This is a genomic window from Sphingomonas sp. GC_Shp_6, from assembly GCF_026540835.1.
Lineage (GTDB): Bacteria > Pseudomonadota > Alphaproteobacteria > Sphingomonadales > Sphingomonadaceae > Sphingomonas.
On record NZ_JALNUO010000002.1, the window covers coordinates 293,203 to 310,342 of the forward strand.

Annotated in this window: 16 protein-coding genes; 3 read left to right on the plus strand and 13 right to left on the minus strand. The window is 68.1% G+C overall.

The features are described from left to right. The first annotated feature begins 30 nt into the window (after window positions 1-30). Window positions 31-1,029: an LLM class flavin-dependent oxidoreductase gene (locus OXQ95_RS04020; RefSeq protein ID WP_267379913.1), complete on the plus strand. Its 999-nt coding sequence runs from the start codon at window positions 31-33 to the stop codon at window positions 1,027-1,029. 10 nt (window positions 1,030-1,039) lie between these two features. Here the strand turns inward: OXQ95_RS04020 and OXQ95_RS04025 are convergent, their stop codons facing one another. From OXQ95_RS04025 to OXQ95_RS04035, 3 genes are read right to left on the minus strand one after another with little or no spacing between them, the layout of a single operon-like run. Further along, window positions 1,040-2,407, minus strand: a complete 1,368-nt coding sequence (locus OXQ95_RS04025; RefSeq protein WP_267380088.1) for an ATP-binding protein — start codon at window positions 2,405-2,407, stop codon at window positions 1,040-1,042. A gap of 13 nt (window positions 2,408-2,420) precedes the next feature. Beyond that, entirely contained in the window at window positions 2,421-3,086 is a 666-nt protein-coding gene (locus OXQ95_RS04030; protein WP_242096005.1) for a response regulator transcription factor, read from the minus strand. A gap of 26 nt (window positions 3,087-3,112) precedes the next feature. Continuing rightward, window positions 3,113-3,412 (minus strand): hypothetical protein, encoded by a 300-nt coding sequence (locus OXQ95_RS04035; protein ID WP_242096004.1) that lies wholly within the window; start codon window positions 3,410-3,412, stop codon window positions 3,113-3,115. 119 nt (window positions 3,413-3,531) lie between these two features. Here OXQ95_RS04035 and OXQ95_RS04040 point away from each other — a divergent pair, with 119 nt between their 5' ends. Continuing rightward, a complete protein-coding gene (locus OXQ95_RS04040) occupies window positions 3,532-5,322 on the plus strand; it encodes an ABC-F family ATP-binding cassette domain-containing protein (RefSeq protein WP_267379917.1) in 1,791 nt (596 codons plus the stop codon). 191 nt (window positions 5,323-5,513) lie between these two features. Here the strand turns inward: OXQ95_RS04040 and OXQ95_RS04045 are convergent, their stop codons facing one another. The 7 genes from OXQ95_RS04045 to OXQ95_RS04075 form a co-directional block, all read right to left on the minus strand. Beyond that, a complete protein-coding gene (locus tag OXQ95_RS04045; RefSeq protein ID WP_242096002.1) occupies window positions 5,514-6,095 on the minus strand; it encodes an ABC-type transport auxiliary lipoprotein family protein in 582 nt (193 codons plus the stop codon). A 2-nt stretch (window positions 6,096-6,097) separates the two neighbouring features. After that, entirely contained in the window at window positions 6,098-7,063 is a 966-nt protein-coding gene (locus tag OXQ95_RS04050; RefSeq protein ID WP_242096001.1) for an MlaD family protein, read from the minus strand. Then, complete coding sequence (locus OXQ95_RS04055; protein WP_267379921.1) at window positions 7,063-8,004, minus strand: ABC transporter ATP-binding protein; 942 nt, start codon at window positions 8,002-8,004, stop codon at window positions 7,063-7,065. The genes OXQ95_RS04050 and OXQ95_RS04055 overlap by 1 nt, the downstream gene beginning before the upstream one ends. Beyond that, window positions 8,004-9,110: an ABC transporter permease gene (locus tag OXQ95_RS04060; protein WP_267379923.1), complete on the minus strand. Its 1,107-nt coding sequence runs from the start codon at window positions 9,108-9,110 to the stop codon at window positions 8,004-8,006. Before OXQ95_RS04060 ends, OXQ95_RS04055 begins: the two co-directional genes overlap by 1 nt. 235 nt (window positions 9,111-9,345) lie before the next feature. Beyond that, on the minus strand, window positions 9,346-10,620 hold the full coding sequence (locus OXQ95_RS04065) for a DUF445 domain-containing protein (RefSeq protein WP_267379926.1): 1,275 nt from the start codon (window positions 10,618-10,620) through the stop codon (window positions 9,346-9,348). Between the two features lie 57 nt (window positions 10,621-10,677). Further along, window positions 10,678-13,881, minus strand: a complete 3,204-nt coding sequence (locus OXQ95_RS04070; protein ID WP_267379930.1) for an efflux RND transporter permease subunit — start codon at window positions 13,879-13,881, stop codon at window positions 10,678-10,680. Between the two features lie 2 nt (window positions 13,882-13,883). Continuing rightward, the gene (locus OXQ95_RS04075) at window positions 13,884-15,050 is read right to left on the minus strand and encodes an efflux RND transporter periplasmic adaptor subunit (protein WP_242095996.1); all 1,167 of its coding nucleotides are present in this window, start codon (window positions 15,048-15,050) and stop codon (window positions 13,884-13,886) included. A gap of 214 nt (window positions 15,051-15,264) precedes the next feature. Between OXQ95_RS04075 and OXQ95_RS04080 the strand changes: the two genes are divergently transcribed. Then, window positions 15,265-15,996, plus strand: a complete 732-nt coding sequence (locus OXQ95_RS04080; RefSeq protein WP_267379939.1) for an SIMPL domain-containing protein — start codon at window positions 15,265-15,267, stop codon at window positions 15,994-15,996. Window positions 15,997-16,061: 65 nt separating this feature from the next. Here OXQ95_RS04080 and OXQ95_RS04085 read toward each other — a convergent pair whose 3' ends face one another. The 3 genes from OXQ95_RS04085 to OXQ95_RS04095 all read right to left on the minus strand — a co-directional run bounded on the left by OXQ95_RS04085 (window position 16,062) and on the right by OXQ95_RS04095 (window position 17,049). Beyond that, complete coding sequence (locus OXQ95_RS04085; RefSeq protein ID WP_242095994.1) at window positions 16,062-16,313, minus strand: GlsB/YeaQ/YmgE family stress response membrane protein; 252 nt, start codon at window positions 16,311-16,313, stop codon at window positions 16,062-16,064. A 96-nt stretch (window positions 16,314-16,409) separates the two neighbouring features. After that, on the minus strand, window positions 16,410-16,709 hold the full coding sequence (locus OXQ95_RS04090) for a DUF1153 domain-containing protein (RefSeq protein WP_242095993.1): 300 nt from the start codon (window positions 16,707-16,709) through the stop codon (window positions 16,410-16,412). Window positions 16,710-16,809: 100 nt separating this feature from the next. After that, on the minus strand, window positions 16,810-17,049 hold the full coding sequence (locus OXQ95_RS04095) for a hypothetical protein (RefSeq protein WP_242095992.1): 240 nt from the start codon (window positions 17,047-17,049) through the stop codon (window positions 16,810-16,812). Between the last annotated feature and the right edge of the window lie 91 nt (window positions 17,050-17,140).

Sequence of the window (17,140 nt, forward strand, 5' to 3'; positions counted from 1 at the left end):
CTTGCCCGGTCGCCTCCCCATCTTCGCTCCATGACCCGATATGCTCTGCTCGATCTCGTCCCCGTCGTCGAAGGCGGCACTGTGGGACAGGCCCTCGCCAACGCCGCCGACCTTGCCGTTCACGCGGAAAGCCTCGGCTTCACCCGCTATTGGTGCGCGGAGCATCACGGCATGCGGGGGATCGCGAGTGCGGCCACCGCGGTGGTGATCGGCCATGTCGCCGCCGCCACGCGCAGCATCCGCGTGGGCGCGGGCGGGATCATGCTGCCCAACCACGCACCGCTGACGATCGCCGAACAATTCGGCACGCTCGACGCGCTGTTCCCCGGCCGGATCGATCTGGGCCTCGGCCGCGCGCCCGGTTCCGACCAGCGCGTCGCACGCGCCATGCGCCGCACGCTGGAGACCGACGCCAACGCCTTCCCGCAGGACGTGCTCGAACTGCAAAGCTATTTCGCCGACGACGGCCAGACCGGGATCGTCGCGACGCCGGGCGCCGGTGCGCGGCCCGACATGTGGATCCTCGGCTCCAGCACCTTCGGCGCGCAGCTCGCCGCCGCGCTCGGTCTGCCCTATGCCTTCGCCTCGCACTTCGCGCCCGACGTGCTGGATCAGGCGCTGGCGATCTATCGCCGCGACTTCCGCCCCTCGGCGCAGCTTGCCAAGCCCCATGCGATGGCGGGCTTCAACGTCTTCGCCGCGGATACCGACACGGAGGCCGAACTGCTGGCCAGCTCGCAGCAGCAGGCATTCGTTGCGCTGCGCACCGGCAATCCGCGCCAGCTCCCGCCACCGGTCGCAGGTTATCGTGAGAGTCTCGGCGCGCAGGGCAATGCGATCCTCGATCACGTGCTGTCCTGCTCCGCGATCGGGGCGCCGGCCAAGGTCACGCGTGAGATCGGCGCCTTCGTCGCGCGCACCGGCGTGGACGAGGTGATGCTGACGAGCGCGATCTACGATCACGACGCCCGCAAGCACAGCCTGTCGATCGCCGCCGCCGCGATGCAGGACTTGCGTCAGGCGGCCTGAGCGGCTTGCGTCAGGGTGCTGCCGGCAGCCTCAGCCGCACGAGTAGCCCGCCGAGATCCTCGCTCTCCTCCAGGCTGACGGTGCCCTCGTAGATCTCCGCCACGTCGCGGACGATCGCGAGGCCGAGCCCGGTGCCCGGCTTGCTCGTGTCCAGCCGCGCGCCGCGATCGAAGATCCGCGTCCGCTCCTCTTCGGGGATGCCGGTGCCGTCATCCTCGACGAGGAACTCCACGAATCCGGCCTCGGCGCCCACCGTCACGAATACGCTGCCGCCGCCATATTTGGCGGCGTTCTCGATCAGATTGCCCAGCATCTCGTCGAGATCCTGCCGCTCGACATGGACCGACAGGTCGCGCGGCCCGTCCACGTCGATGCGGACATGGCGATACAGCCGCCCCACCGCGCGCTCGACCGACTCGAGGCTCGGCCACACTTCGGCACGGCTGTGCGCGGAGCCGCGCCGACCGACGGCGCGGGCGCGGGCGAGATGGTGGTCGACCTGGCGGCGCATCGTCCGCGTCTCGCGGATCACCGTGTCGTCGAGATCGTCCGCATGCGCGGTCGCGGCGTTCATCAGCACGGTCAGCGGGGTCTTCAGCGCATGGGCGAGATTGCCCGCATGGCGCCGCGCCTCCTCCGCCTGGCGCTCGTTGTGCGCCACCAGCGCGTTCAGCTCCTCGACCATCGGCGCCACCTCGATGGGCATGGCGCTGCCGATGCGGCTGGACTGGCCGGCCCGCATCCGCGCGATCTCCTCGCGCACCCGGCGGAGCGGCCACAGGCCATAGAAGGTCTGGAGCGCAGCCAGCACGATCAGCCCCAGGCCCAACAGCGCGAAGCTGCGCACCAGGGTTCGCCGGAGCGCCGCGATCTGCGCGTCCAGCCCGTCGCGGGTCTGCGCCACCTGGAACCGCCATTTCACCTTGGAGCCCGGCAGCGTCACGTCGCGCTCGAGGATGCGCAGCCGTTCGCCGGCGAACTGGTCGCTGTCGTACGAATGCACGCTGCGATCGGTATGCGGGCCGCCATAGCCGAGCCGCCGGTCCCAGAGCGAGCGCGACGGGAACGGCTCTCGCCCCGTCGCCGACACCTCCCAATAGAGTCCCGAATACGGCTCGAGGAAACGCTGGTCGGCAGGCTCGCGGTTGAAGATCACCTCGCCGTCCGGGCCGATCTCCGACGACACGATCAGGGCGGTGAGGACATATTCGAGCTGGTCGTCGAAATTGCGCGTCACGGCGCTCGCCAGCACCCGGTCGAGCGCAAAGCCCCCGCCCGACAGCAACAAGGCGATCCACGCCGCCGCGATCAGGATCATGCGCCGCGACAGCGAGCCCGTGGTGCGCGCGGAGGATCGCGCCTCGTCCACGCCCGTCATCCCACCGCAGCGCTCACGCGTCGGGATCTTCGAGGCTGTAGCCAAGGCCGCGGATCGTGGTGATGACGTCCTGGCCGAGCTTCTTGCGGATGCGCGTCACGAACACCTCGATCGTGTTCGAATCGCGGTCGAAATCCTGATCGTAGATATGCTCGATCAGCTCGGTGCGGCTCACCACCTTGCCCTTGTGGTGGATCAGATAGCTGAGCAGCTTGTATTCCTGCGCCGTCAGCTTCACCGGATCGCCGGCCTTGGTCACCTTGCCGCTGCGCGTGTCGAGCCGCACGTCGCCCGCGGTCAGCTCGGACGAGGCGTTGCCGCTCGCCCGGCGGATCAACGCGCGCAGCCGGGCGATCAGCTCCTCGGTCTGGAACGGCTTGGCGACGTAATCGTCCGCGCCGGCGTCGAGCCCGGCGACCTTGTCCGACCAGCTGTCGCGCGCGGTGAGCACCAGCACCGGCGCGGTGCGGCCCTCCTTGCGCCAGCGATCGAGCACGGTCAGTCCGTCGATCTCGGGCAGGCCCAGATCCAGCACGATCGCGTCATAGCTTTCGGTGGAGCCGAGGAAATGGCCCTCCTCGCCATCGGTGGCGAGATCGATCGCATAGCCTGCACCCTCCAGCGTGGCCTTCAACTGCTGGCCGAGATGGGGCTCGTCCTCGACGATCAGAACGCGCATGTGTCTCTCCCGGATTGCATGGAATTCTAGCGGCCGGTGCGGCCGACGATCTGCCCCGAATGGCCATCGACCTCGACCCAGATCACGGCTCCATTGCGCAGGAACTTCAGCGTGTAAATGCCGGCCCCCGCATCGAAGTCGAAGCCGAGATACTGCGCGCCGCGCATCGTGGGCACGACGCGCCCTTCGATCTCGCGCAGCGGCAGCAGCCGCCCCTCCCGCCGTGCCTCGAAGGCGCGCATCTGGTCGCTATGGCGCTGGTCCGGTGCCTGTTCGGGCATCGGCTGCGCGGTCAGCGCAAGAAGGAGGGCGATGGGCATCGTCATGAGAGGTGGCATAGCCATGCCGCATTGAACAGCCTGTGAACGCGAAGCCGCGCGCCTTTGCCCGTCCGGCCGCGCTTAGGCCTCGATTTCGCGTCGCTACATCGTTAGGCCGCCCGGCCATGGCAGCACCCATTCTATCCTATGAAGACCTCGGCATCGTTCAGGGCTCCGGCTGGCTCTTTCGCCACCTCGACATCCATATCGGCCCGCGCGACCGGCTTGCGCTGATCGGCCGCAACGGCGCCGGCAAGACCACCTTGTTGAAGCTGATCGGCGGCAGCGTCGATGCGGACGAGGGCCGCCGCACCGTCGTACCCGGCACGCGCATCGTGATGCTCGAACAGGAGCCGGATCTGCGCGGCGTCGCGACGCTGCGCGATTATGTCATGGGAGGCGCCGATGCGCCCCTGCCGCACGAGGCGGACGCGATCGCGGACCAGCTCGGCATCGACCTGTCCCGCGATGCCGCATCCGCCAGTGGTGGCGAGCGGCGGCGCGCGGCGATCGTCCGCGCGCTGGCGCAGGACCCGGACGTGCTGCTGCTCGACGAGCCGACCAACCATCTCGATATCGCCGCCATCGAATGGCTGGAGGATTGGCTGAAGCGCTTCCGCGGCGCCTTCGTCGTTATCAGCCACGATCGCACCTTTCTCACCCGCCTCACCCGCCAGACGCTGTGGCTCGACCGCGGCGCGATCCGCCGCGCCGAGATCGGCTTCGGCGGGTTCGAGGCCTGGACCGAGCAGGTCTATGCCGAAGAGGCGCGCCAGGCCGAGCGGCTCGACGCCCGGCTGAAGATCGAGGAGCATTGGCTGCTGCGCGGCGTCACGGGGCGGCGGCGGCGCAACCAGGGCCGCCTGACGCAATTGAAGGAGATGCGCGCCGAACGCGCGGCGATGATGGGGCCGCAAGGATCGGCCAATCTCGTCACCGGCACCGACGACGCCAAATCCAAGGTGGTGATCGACGCCAAGCATGTGACCAAGGGCTTCGGCGCCGGGGAGTCGCGCCGCACGATCATCGGCGACCTCACGCTGCGCGTCACGCGCGGCGACCGGATCGGGATCGTCGGCCGCAACGGCGCGGGCAAATCGACGCTGCTCAAGCTGCTCACCGGCGAGATCGAACCCGATGGCGGCAGCATCAAGCTCGCCAAGTCGCTCGACGCGGTGGTGATCGATCAGCAGCGCAGCCTGATGGCGCCGGAAAAGACGGTGCGCGAGGTGGTCGCCGATGGCGGAGACTGGATCGAGGTGCTCGGCACCAAGAAGCACATCCACGGCTATCTGAAGGAATTTCTGTTCGATCCGAACATGGTCGAGGCGAAGATCGGGTCGCTGTCGGGCGGCGAGCGATCGCGGCTGCTCCTGGCGCGCGAGTTCGCGCGGCCGTCGAACCTGCTGGTGCTCGACGAGCCGACCAACGATCTCGACTTGGAGACGCTCGACCTGTTGCAGGAGGTGATCGCCGATTACGACGGCACCGTGCTGATCGTCAGCCACGATCGCGATTTCCTCGATCGCACCGTGACGATCACGCTGGGGCTGGACGGCAGCGGCACGGTCGACGTGGTGGCGGGCGGCTACGAGGATTGGGAACGCCGCCGCAAGCCCTCGACCGAGGCGAAACGCGCGTCGGCCAAGCCCAGCCCGGCCGCTCCACCACCCCCGGCGCGCACCAAGCTCAGCTACAAGGACCAGCGCGATTACGACCAGCTTCCCGCGCGCATCGAGGCGCTCGACGCGCAGATCGCCCGCGACGAGGCGGCGCTGGGCAAGCCCGATCTCTACACGCGCGATCATGCGGGTTTCGTGCGGCTGACCAAGGCGGTGGAAACCGCCCGCGCCGAGAAGGATGCGGCCGAGATGCGCTGGCTCGAACTGGCGGAGCAGCTCGAGGCGCTGGGTTAAACGGGTGTGACGTTGGTCTGATCGGTCTGCAAACCCGTTCGTGCCGAGCCTGTCGAAGCACGCTCTTCGTGGGCGGACCTTTGCTTGCGGAACAGGCTCTTCGACAGGCTCGGGGCGAACGGAGCAAAGGGAACGTCATGAACCGCTGAGCCGCGCCGGGCGGCCGCTCCGCATCGGGCGGAGCGGCGGGCTTACCGCCCTACCCAGTCGGCGACCTGCACCGCGACCTGGTTCGCCGCCTGGCTGATCGCGGGCGCGGCCGATGTCGCGTCGATCGCCCCCACCGGCACATGCGCCTCGAAACGGCGCTTTTCGATCGTCGTCGTGTTCACGCGGATCAGCGACGCATCGAACACCACCACCGCGCTCTGCGTCGCGGCATCGAGCCCGAAGCTGCGCAATTCGCCGCTCAGCCGTGCGCCCGGATCGATCGTCGACTGCGCGCCGGACAGCACCACCCGCCCGGTACGCGCCGTCATCGTGTCCGACAGCAGCCGTGCGAACAGCCGCGCCGGAGGCTCGGCCCAGAGCGCGTTCTTCACATAGGCAATAGAGGTGGGCGTTGCCTGCACCGGCACGCGCGCGGTCGCCAGGCTCTGCGGCACCGACGGCACCTGGATCGTCACCGATTTGGCGGTGCCCGAACTCTGGTCCTGCCCGACGGGAACGCTCGCATCGGCGCTGAGCGTCAGCAGCGAGGGCGGCGGCTTGGCGGCGAAGCTGATGCAGCCGGCGAGCGGCAGGGCAGCGAGGAGGAGGAACGGCGTCTTCATCGTCATTTGCCCTTATAATCCGGAAGCTTCTGCTGGCCGATCAGCGAGCCCGCGCCCTGCTGATCCACCTTGTTGGCGACCGAGGAGAGCGATTCGGCCATGATCCGCAGGTCGCGAACCAACTGACCCACTTCGGGGATGGTCTGCTTCGAGAAGGATTGCAGCCCCGGCCGCGCATCGCCCACCGCCGCGTTCAGCGTGTCGGCACTCTGCTTGGCCGATGCGATTGCCTGATTGAGGTTCTGCATCGCCGGCTTCACGTCATCGGTCAGCACGCCGTTGCTCGTCTCGGCCAGCTGGCCGATCTTCTGCGCGGCGTCGCCCGCCTGCTGGATCGCGACCCGCGTCTGCGCCAGCGTGGCGGCGATCTCGGGACCGCGGTTCGCCAGCGCCTTGGTCAACTGGTTGGTGTTGTCGAGAATGCCGGCGATCGACGCCTGGTTGCGATCCGACAGCATGCCCGTCAGCCGCTCGGTCAGCGTCGACAACCGCTCGAGAAGCTGCGGCGCCGAATTGAGGATCGCGCCCAGGCCGCCCTGCTTCGTCGGGATCACGGGCACGCCGTACGGGCAGAGCTGCTGCGGATTGGTTTCCGGGCAGCCGATCGGCGCCGCACCCTTGCGCGCGCCGTCGAGCGACACCTGGCTGACGCCCGTGAAGCCCACGCCCGAAATGGTCGCGGTCGTACCCTGGAGGATCGGGGTATCGTTGTTGACGGTCACGCGCACGCGCACGAACTGCGGATCGGGCTTCCACAGCGCGATCTCCTTCACCTGCCCCGTCGGCACGCCCGAGAAGGTGACCGCCGAACCCTTGGCGAGGCCATCGACCGACGTCTTGAAGAAGATGTCATACTCCTTCTCCGACGAACCGCCCAGATGCGCGATCCAGACGGTGAAGAGCGCCAGCACGGCGAGCAGGATCAGCACGATGGCCCCTACAAGCACATGGTTCGAACGGGTTTCCATCAGCTAGCCCCTGCTTCCTTCCCGGCAGCCGCGCGGCGGTTCTCGGGTGCATTGTCTTCGGCATAGGTCGCAGGCGCGCGATCCTCGGCGGTTTGGTTGACCTGCACCTCGGTCGGGTGCCGGGCGGCCTCTTCGTCGGCACGCGCATGCGCCTCCTGCGTGGCGACGGCGGCGCGGCCGCGCGGCCCCTTGAAATATTCCTCGATCCACGGATGGTCGAGCGCGAGCAATTCCGGGATCGTGCCGACCGCGATCACCTTCTTGTCCGCCAGCACCGCCACCCGGTCGCAGATCGCGTACAACGTATCGAGATCGTGCGTGATGAGGAAGACGGTCAGCCCCAGCGTCTTCTGGAGCGACTCCGTCAGCGTGTCGAACGCCGCCGCGCCGATCGGATCGAGGCCCGCGGTCGGCTCGTCGAGGAACAGCAGTTCGGGATCGAGCGCCAGCGCGCGCGCCAGTCCCGCGCGCTTCTTCATGCCGCCCGACAGCTCGGCGGGGTATTTCGGCCCCGCATCGGCCGACAGGCCGGTCATCACCACCTTGTACGACGCGATCTCGTCGAGCAGCGCCTGATCGAGTTCGCTGTAGAATTCGCGCAAGGGAACCTGCACGTTTTCGGCGACGGTCAGCGTCGAGAACAGCGCGCCGCCCTGGAACAACACGCCCCAGCGCTTGCGCACGTCGGTCGCCTCGGTCGCTTCGCGGCCGATGATATGTTCCCCGAACACCGTGATCTCGCCGGACTCGGGCGTCTGCAACCCGATGATCGAGCGCATCAGCACCGATTTGCCCGTGCCCGAGCCACCGACCACACCCAGGATCTCGCCGCGCCGCACGTCCAGATCGACGCCGTCGTGCACGAGCTGCTCGCCGAAGCGGTTCTTCAGCCCCTTGACCGAGATGAGGATCTCGTCCGAACCCTTGCCCACCTGCGGCATCAGTTCCACCCCACCCAGGTGAAGAACACCGCGAAAAAGGCATCGAGCACGATCACGAGGAAGATCGCCTGCACCACCGCCGACGTGGTGCGCAGGCCGACCTGTTCGGCGTTGGCCTCGACCTGCATGCCCTGGAAACAGCCAGCGATCGCGATGATCGCGCCGAACACGGGCGCCTTGATGAGCCCGATGAACAGATCGGTGATCGGCACGACCTCGCGGATGCGCTGCACATAGGTGACGGGCGGGACGCCGATGGTGATCCACACCAGCAGCCCGCCGCCGACCAGCGCCACCATCGAGGCATAGAAGCCGAGCAGCGGCATCATGATGATCGCCGCGATCGTGCGCGGAACGACGAGCGCCTCCATGGGCGACACGCCGATCGTGCGCATCGCGTCGATTTCCTCGGTCAGCTTCATCGTTCCGAGCTGCGCCGCAAAGGCCGAGCCCGAACGCCCGGCGACCATGATCGCGGTCATCAGCACGCCCATCTCGCGCAGCGTCAGCCGGCCGACCAGGTTGATCGTGAACACCTCCGCGCCGAACTGGCGCAGCTGCACCGCACCCTGTTGCGCGATGACGACGCCGATCAGAAAGCTCATAAGGCCGATGATCGCGAGCGCGGCCACGCCGACCACCTCGAACTGCTGGACCACGGCGTTGAAGCGGAAGCGGCGCGGGTGGCGGATCATCGCCCCCATCGCCAGGCTGGTCGCGCCGAGAAAGCCGAGCAGCCCGAGCAAGGTGCGCCCGGTGAGCGCCACCGCGTTGCCGATCTCGCCCAGCACGCGCACGAACGCGCCGACATGCTGCGGGCGCATCGCCACCGACTGATCGGCCGCGACCACCTGGTCCATCAGATGCCGGCTATCCTCACCCAGCCCCTCGACCGTGGCGTCGTGGCGCGCGGCGAAACGGTGGACCACCCAGGCGCCGACGGTGTCGATCCGCTCGACGCCCGACAGGTCGACACGCTTGACGGTGCCGTCCAGCGCCTCGAGGCGTTGCGGCAGATCGCCGATACAGGCGAGCGAGAGGTTGCCGCTGAAGCGCAACGTTCCGCCGCCCGTGCCGTCCTGCTTGAAATCGGCTGTCGCGCTCATCGCCATCACCTTTGCGTCAAAGTCGCGGGATCGGCAAGGTGGATGCGGCGTAGGACGAACCGAACCGTCGCATCGATCCGCCCGTCGCTAGCGTTTGATACCGTCACCGCGATCCGTTCGCCCTGAGCTCGTCGAAGGGCCTGTTCCACACGCACATGCTCGACGGCAGACAAGGTGCCTCGACAAGCTCAGCACGAACGGACCGAGAGGCTGGATCGCCCTGACGTCACCTGCGCTAAAGCAGCACGTCCACCGCATGGATCGCAACGCCGACCAGGCCGCCCACCAGCGTGCCGTTGACGCGGATATATTGCAGGTCGCGCCCCACCGCATTTTCCAGGCGTCGCGTGATCGTCTGGGCATCCCAGCCGCGCACCGTCTCCGACACCAGCCGGACGATTCCGTCGCCATAGTCCGCGGCGATGCCCACGACGGCACGGCGGACGAAGCGGTTGATCGTCGGCCCCAGCCGCGGGTCGTGTTGCAGCGTGTCGCCCACCTGCCGCAGCAGCGCGCCGATCGGCCCCGCCATCGCCGCCTCGGGATCGTTGGCGATGGCCAGCAGCGCACGGCGCCCCTGTTCCCACAGCCCCTCGATCCAGCGCTGCATGGCGGGATTGTCGATCACCGCGGACTTCATCCCCTCGACGCGTTCGCGCATCGCCGGGTCATATTGCAGATCCCAGGCCAGCCGATCGAGCCCGAGTTCGGCCTTTTGGCGGAGCGGGTGCTGCGGATCGGCGGCCATGTCGTCCAGCAGCTTGTCGAGCCCGGCGATCAGTTTGTCGCTCACCGTCTCGTCCAGACCCGTCCAGCGCAGGATCGACCCGGCGCGATCATGCACCATCGCGCGGACGAGCTGCTCGTTTTCGCGCAGCGTCGCGGCACCCCAGCGGATCGCCGCCTCCAGCATCGGCGCGTGGCGGTTCTCGGCAATTGCCGCCTTCAGCAACTGGCCGAGGATCGGGGAGGCTTCGGTTTCGCGCAGCCGCGTCACGACCGCGCCCTTCACCATGCCGCCCAGCCGCGCCGGATCGAGCCCCTCCAGCACCTGCGCCACCATCCGCGACGCACCGCCGCGAAAACGTCCGCCAGCGCCCTCGGGCGGATCGGTCAGCCAATGCGCGATGGCGCCCGCCACGTCGAGCCGCCGCATCCGCCTGGCGATCACCGCCGGGATCAGGAAATTGGCGCGCAGGAACTGCGCCAGCGTGTCGCCGATCCGATCCTTGTTGCGCGGCACGATCGCGGTGTGGGGGATCGGCAGCCCGAGCGGGTGGCGGAACAGCGCAGTCACCGCGAACCAGTCCGCCAGGCCGCCGACCATCGCGGCTTCGGCAAAGGCGCGGACATAGCCCCAGCCCGGGCCCCAGCCGGGATGGCGCGCGTCGAGCCCGCGCGCCAGCAGGAACAGCGCGGCCATCGCGATCAGCAATCCGGTCGCGATGATCCGCATCCGGACCAGCCCGGCGGGGGGCGCTTCGCTGGCGGATCGGGCAGGCATGGTCATGCCCCGGACAATCCTCCAGCGGCGGGATTGTTCAGGACGGACGCCGATCGAACCGGATCATTCGGCGGGATGCGGGCCATCGTGGAAGCCGATCGCGCCGGGATGCGCAGGCCCCTCGATCACCCGCGAACCATCGTCGCCGGGACGATAGGTGAGCAGGCGTCGGCCGAGCCGCGGCCCCACGAAGCGTTCGATCCCCACCGCGAGGCTGAAGGTCGCCGGCACGATCAGCAGCGTAAGCAACGTCGACAACAGCAGGCCGCCGATGACGGTGATGCCCATCGGCGCGCGCCACGATCCGTCGCCGCTGAGCGACAGCGCGGTCGGGATCATGCCCGCCACCATCGCCACGGTCGTCATGACGATCGGCTGCGCGCGCTTGTGCCCGGCATCGAGGATGGCGCTCAGCACGTCGACGCCCTTGTTCATCTCCTCCAGCGCAAAGTCGATCAGCAGGATCGAATTCTTCGCCACGATGCCAAGCAGCATCAGGAGCCCGATGAACACGGGCAGCGACAGCGGATTGCCCGTGGCCCACAGCGCCAGCAGGCCGCCCAGCGGCGCCAGCATCAGCGAGCCCATGTTGACGAACGGCGGCAGTGCGCGGCGATAGAGCAGCACCAGCACCGCGAAGACGAGGAACGTGCCCGCCACGACGGCGACCAGGAAGTTGACGAGCATTTCCGCCTGCCACTTGCTCTGCCCCAGCGTCAGTTCGGTCACGCCCAGCGGCAGGTTCTTCATCGCGGGCAGATCATGGATCTGCTTCTGCGCGACGCCCGTCACCACGCCGGGTGCGAGATCCGCGCCGAGCGAGATCTGGCGCTGCTGGTTCACGCGGTCGATCTTCGTCGGCCCCGAACCGAAGCCGATATCCGCGACGAGGCTCAGGGGCACCGACCCGCCGGTCGCGGTCTGCACCGGCAGGTTCTGGATCGTCGACAGGCTGGAACGCGCATTCTCGTCGAGCGCCACGCGGATCGGGATCTGACGATCCGAAAGCGAGAAGCGCGCGCTGTTCTGATCGATATCGCCAAGCGTCGCGATGCGGATCGCCGTCGACAGCGCCTGCGTCGTCACGCCCAAGTTCGCCGCCAGGTCGAAGCGTGGCTTGATGACGATCTCGGGTCGCTGGAGATTGCCGCTGACGCGCGGCGCGGTGACTGTCGGCAGCTTCGCCATCTCGGCGACGATGCGGTTGGCGGTGTTCTGGAGCAGCACCGGATCGTCGCCGCCCAGCGTCACGTTCAGATCGCGGCTGCTGCCGCCGAAGCTGAACTGCGAGCGGAATGCGACGCGCGCATCGGGGATGGCGGCGAGTTGTGGCGCCATGCTGCGCTCGAACTCGGTGCTGGTCAGCGTGCGCTTGTCCTTCAGCGTGGCGGTCACGCGGCCGGTGTTCACCGCGCCATTGGAGCCGGTGCGCGCATAGACCGATTCGACCACATCCTTGCGCGCGCGCAGCATGTTGGCGACGCGCGTCACCACCGCATCGGTCTGGTCGAGCGTGGTGCCCGGCACCATCTCGATCGTCGCGGTGGAGGTATCCTCGTTGGTGGACGGCTGGAACGTCATCGGCAGCACGCCGAACATCACCACCGTCATCAGGAAGGCGAACACGCCGAAGCCGGCGACCCACAGCCGATGGTCGCGCGCGCGCGCCAGCAACCGGCGCCCGAAGCCCGCGACCGCGCCGGCCGGCGCGCCGCGGCGCAGCGTCCAGCGCAGCGTGGCCATATAGCCGTCCATCAGCCGCCCCTCGCCATGGCTGGCCTGCCCGTGGGCCTTCAGGAAATAGGCCGCGATCATCGGCGTGATGAGGCGCGCGACGGCGAGGCTCATGAGCACCGAGGCGACGACCGTCAGCCCGAAATTCTTGAAGAACTGGCCCGACACGCCCGGCATCAGGCCCACGGGCAGGAACACCGCGACGATCGACATGGTGGTGGCGAGCACGGCGAGACCGATCTCATCGGCCGCGTCGATCGACGCTTGATAGGCCGATTTGCCCATTCGCATGTGGCGGACGATGTTCTCGATCTCCACGATGGCATCGTCGACCAGCACGCCCGCCACCAGCGACAGCGCGAGCAAGGTCATCTGGTTGAGCGTGAAGCCAAGGAGATCCATGAACCAGAAGGTCGGGATCGCCGACAACGGGATCGCCAGCGCCGAGATCGCGGTGGCGCGCACGTCGCGCAGGAACAGGAACACGACGATGACGGCGAGCACCGCGCCCTCGATCATCGCCTCGATCGCGCTGTCATATTGCTGTTCGGTCCGCTTTACGCTGTTCTGGCGCTGGATGAAGTGAACCGACGGATTGCGCTTCTCGAGCGCCTCCAGCTTCTTCACTGCCTCGTTGAACACGGTCACGTCGGAGGCACCCTTGGCGCGCTGGAAATCGAAGCTGATCGCCTGGCGGCCGTCCACCGCCGCGCGGCTGCGGCGTTCGGCGAACAGATCGCGCACCACCCCCAGGTCGGACAGGCGCACGGTGCGGCCATTGCCGACGTTGATCTGAGTCATCCCCAGATCGTTCGCGTTGCGCGCGTTGCCCAGCACGCGGACCGACTGTTCGGAACCCGCGATCTGCGCACGGCCGCCCGCGGCATTCAGGTTCACCGCGCGAAGCTGCGCGTTGACCGAACTCGCGGTCAGGCCCTGCGCCTGCAGCTTCAGCGGATCGAGGATCACGCGGATCTCGCGGCTGACGCCGCCGTTGCGGTCCACCTCGGCCATGCCCGGCACCGACAGCAGCTCCTTGGCCACCGTGTTGTCGATATACCAGCTGAGCTGTTCGACCGTCATGTCGGTCGCGACCGCCGAATAGCTCGCCAGATCGTTGCCCGTCGTGTTCGCGCGGAACACCTGCGGCTCCAGGATCCCCTCGGGCAGGTTGCCGCGGATCTGCGCGATCGCATCGCGCACGTCGTTCACCGCCCGGTCGATCGGCGTGCCGATCGCGAGCTGGACCACGGTTTGCGACTGGCCCTCGGTCACCGTCGAGTCGATCTCGTCGATGCCCTGGAGCGAGCGCACCGCGGCCTCGATCCGCTGAGTCACCTGGGTTTCCAGCTCGGTGGGCGCGGCGCCCGGCTGGCTGATGATGACGATCGCGACCGGGAAATCGATGTCCGGCTGGTCGTTCACGTCCATGCGCATGAAGCTCAGGATGCCCGCCAGCGTCAGCGCCAGGAACAGGACGATCGGCGGCACCGGGTTGCGGATCGCCCAGGCCGAGATGTTGCGAAAGCTCATGCTCAGTGCGCCTTCTCGACGATGGGGTTCACATGCTGGCCGGGCGCCAGGAAGCCACCGGCGGAGACGACCACCCGTTCGGTGCCGTTCAGCCCCGACAGGATCGTCACGCCCGCATCGGACACCGGCCCGACGCGCACGTTGCGGCGCTCCACCTTGTCGCCGGCGCCGACGATATACACGAAATTGCCCTTGTCGTCGCTCTGAAGCACCGAATCGGGCAGCAGCGGCGCGACATTGGCGCCGCTGACGATCGTGGCGGCCGCGAAGCCGCCGGGACGGAGTTCGGGCGCATAGGCGAGCGCGACGCGCGCGATCCCCTGGCGGGTCTGCGGATCGATGACCGGCGAGACCTGCCAGACCGATCCCGGAAAGCCCTGGGTGCTGCCGACCGGCGTCACGGTGGCGCGGGCGCCGACGTGCAGCCCGGCAAGATCCGATTCGCTGAGCGCGGCACGCATCTCCATCTGCCCGTCCTGCGCGATGCGGAACAGCACGCCCGAACCCGAACTGACCACCTGCCCCGATTCGACGGTGCGCGTGAGCACCAGCCCGGCGGCCGGCGCGCGGATATCGAGCCGGCCGTTGCGCGCGCGCGTTTCCTGAAGCGACGCCTGCGCGACCGCCACCCGCGCCGCCGCGGCGTCGCGCGTTGCCACCTTGCGCTGCAGATCGGCCTTGGAGATGAAGCCGCGATCGACGAGTTGCTGCGCGCGCTCGAGCTCGGCCTGCGCGATCACCTGATCGCTTCGGGCCACCGCGACCTGCGCCTGCATCGAGCTCGCCGTCTGCGTCTGGACCGATCGATCGACCGTGGCCAGCACCTGCCCGGCCTGCACCCAGGTGCCCGGCTCGACCAGCACGCGCGTCACCGCGCCGCCCTCGCCCGCCACGCCCACCGGCATCTCGCGGCGTGCGGCCAGCGTGCCGTTCGCGGAGATCGTGCGGTCGATCGTGGAACGGCCTGGCACCACGACCGAGACGTTGGGCACCTGCTCGCCGGGCTTGGCCGCCACGGGCGCCTTGCGATGCATCGCAAACCACGCGACCGCGATCGCCAGCACGACGAGGACGGCGATGATCCCCGTCCGCCGGCCCCTGCGCGGCGCGGTATAGTCCGGCAGCGCCATCTGTTCCTCGCCACCGATCTGCCGCGGTTCGTAATTCATCGCCTGCCCATCCCCGTCCCGCCAGCCACCCGGCCTCGAGCTGTGTTAGCTCAATAAGTCACTATGCTCAAGTGGCCCCCGCGCACTCGAAGGCGGGTGTGTGCGAAAGCAGCGCTTTCCGCAAGGTGAAGCGTCCGTTCAGGAGCGGTTCGCTGGCTCCGGGGCACGAGCGGCGCTATCGACGCAACATTCTGTCGTGACCGGGAGATACACGATGCCTGCCCTGAAACCCGCCTTGCTCGCGGCGCTTGCCGCCCTGCCCCTCGCCGGCGCCGCCTCCGCGCAGGGGCCGGCATCCACCGAGCCGCTCGTTCCCGCCGCCGGCACGCTGCTCGACGTGACCGCAGAGGGGCGTACCATGCGCGTGCCCGACGTGGCGACGATCCGCGCGGGCGTGGTGTCGCAGGCGGCCGCCGCCGCCGCCGCGCTCGGCGACAATGCCCAGCGCATGACGCGCGTGCTGGCGGCGTTGAAGAAGGCGGGCGTCGCGCCGCGCGACGTGGCGACCGCCAACGTCTCGCTCAATCCGCAATATCGCTATGCCGAGAACCAGCCCCCCGTCGTCACCGGCTATCAGGCCAGCAACGGCGTCACGATCCGCTTCCGCGACGTGGCGCGGGCCGGCGCGATCCTCGATGCGCTGGTGGCCGAAGGCGCGAACCAGATCGAGGGTCCCAATCTCTCGATCGACCAGCCCGATGCCGCACTCGACGAGGCGCGCACCGATGCGGTGAAGCGCGCCCGCGCCCGCGCCGACCTTTATGCGCGCGCCGCCGGGCTGCATGTCGTGCGAATGATCTCTATTGCCGAAAACGGCGAGAATGCGGGCGGCGGCAACCCGCCGATGGCGATGATGCGGACGATGGCGATGAAGGACAGCACGCCGATCGCCGCCGGCGAGAAGGACGTGACCGTCACGCTGTCGGTGCGCTTCCTGCTCGACTGAGCCTCAACGAGAAAAGGGCCGCCCGGTCGCCCGGACGGCCCTTTTTCGTGACGAACCTTATGGTGTCAGCGGACGGTGCCGCGACGCACGAGATTGACGATCGCGAGCAGGATGATCGCGCCGATCAGCGAATAGATGAACGTCGTGATCGTGATGACCTGGTTGATCCCGCCACCGAACAGAAACGACGCGATCACCGACCCGATAATGCCGACGACGATGTTGAGCAGGATGCCCTGCTGGCCATCGGTGCGCATGACCAGGCTGGCCAGCCAGCCCACGACGCCACCCACGATGAGCCAGATGATGATACCCATGTCGCATTCCCTCCGTTGAACCCGTAAGCCGGGCGATGGGAGTGAGACTCGCGAGCTCGCGCAATTGTTCCGTGTGCGTTTCGTTAATGCGCGGCCTCAGTATTTCTGCTGACGTTCGTAGAGCGACTTGTAGTGCTGGATGCGCGTGACGCGCAGCCCCGGCATGCCCGATCGATCGATCGCGCGCTGCCATCCGGCGAACTCCTCGGGCGTGAGACCATAGCGATCGCACACCTGATCCACCGAGAGCAGCCCGCCATTCACCGCGGCCACCACCTCGGCCTTGCGGCGTACCACCCAACGCGTGGTGGACGGCGGCGGAAGCGAGTCGAGCGTCAGCTCCTCACCCAGTGGACCGATGACCTTGGCAGGACGAATTTTCTGGTTCTCGATCATTCTTCAACCTCGATGGGGCCGGAAACCCCTTCCAAATTCCATGCTCGGCGATAACGGGCGGGCTTGAAGATCGCCTGAAATCCTTGGGTAAACGCAGTCTTCATCCGTCTTTCCAGCGAATGAGCGCCCGGGCCATCTGGCCGTTGAACGCGCCGTCGAGCGGCGCGAACAGCCGCGAGTCGGGGTCGGGCAGGAACAGCGCCTGTATCCCCGCGGTGGGGCTGGACACCTGGCGTGCGACGATCCCCACCAGCAGCACCGACAGATCCCCGCGCAGCACCGCGAGCTCGCACGTGCCGAGCTCGCGGGATTTGTCGAAACGGGGAAAGCTCAGATCCAACGCGCGGGCACCATCGTCATGTTCGGGATCGCCGCTCTAGGCGCGAGGGGGTGAAGGCGGGGTAAAGCCCGGTGCAACGCTTCGTGAACCC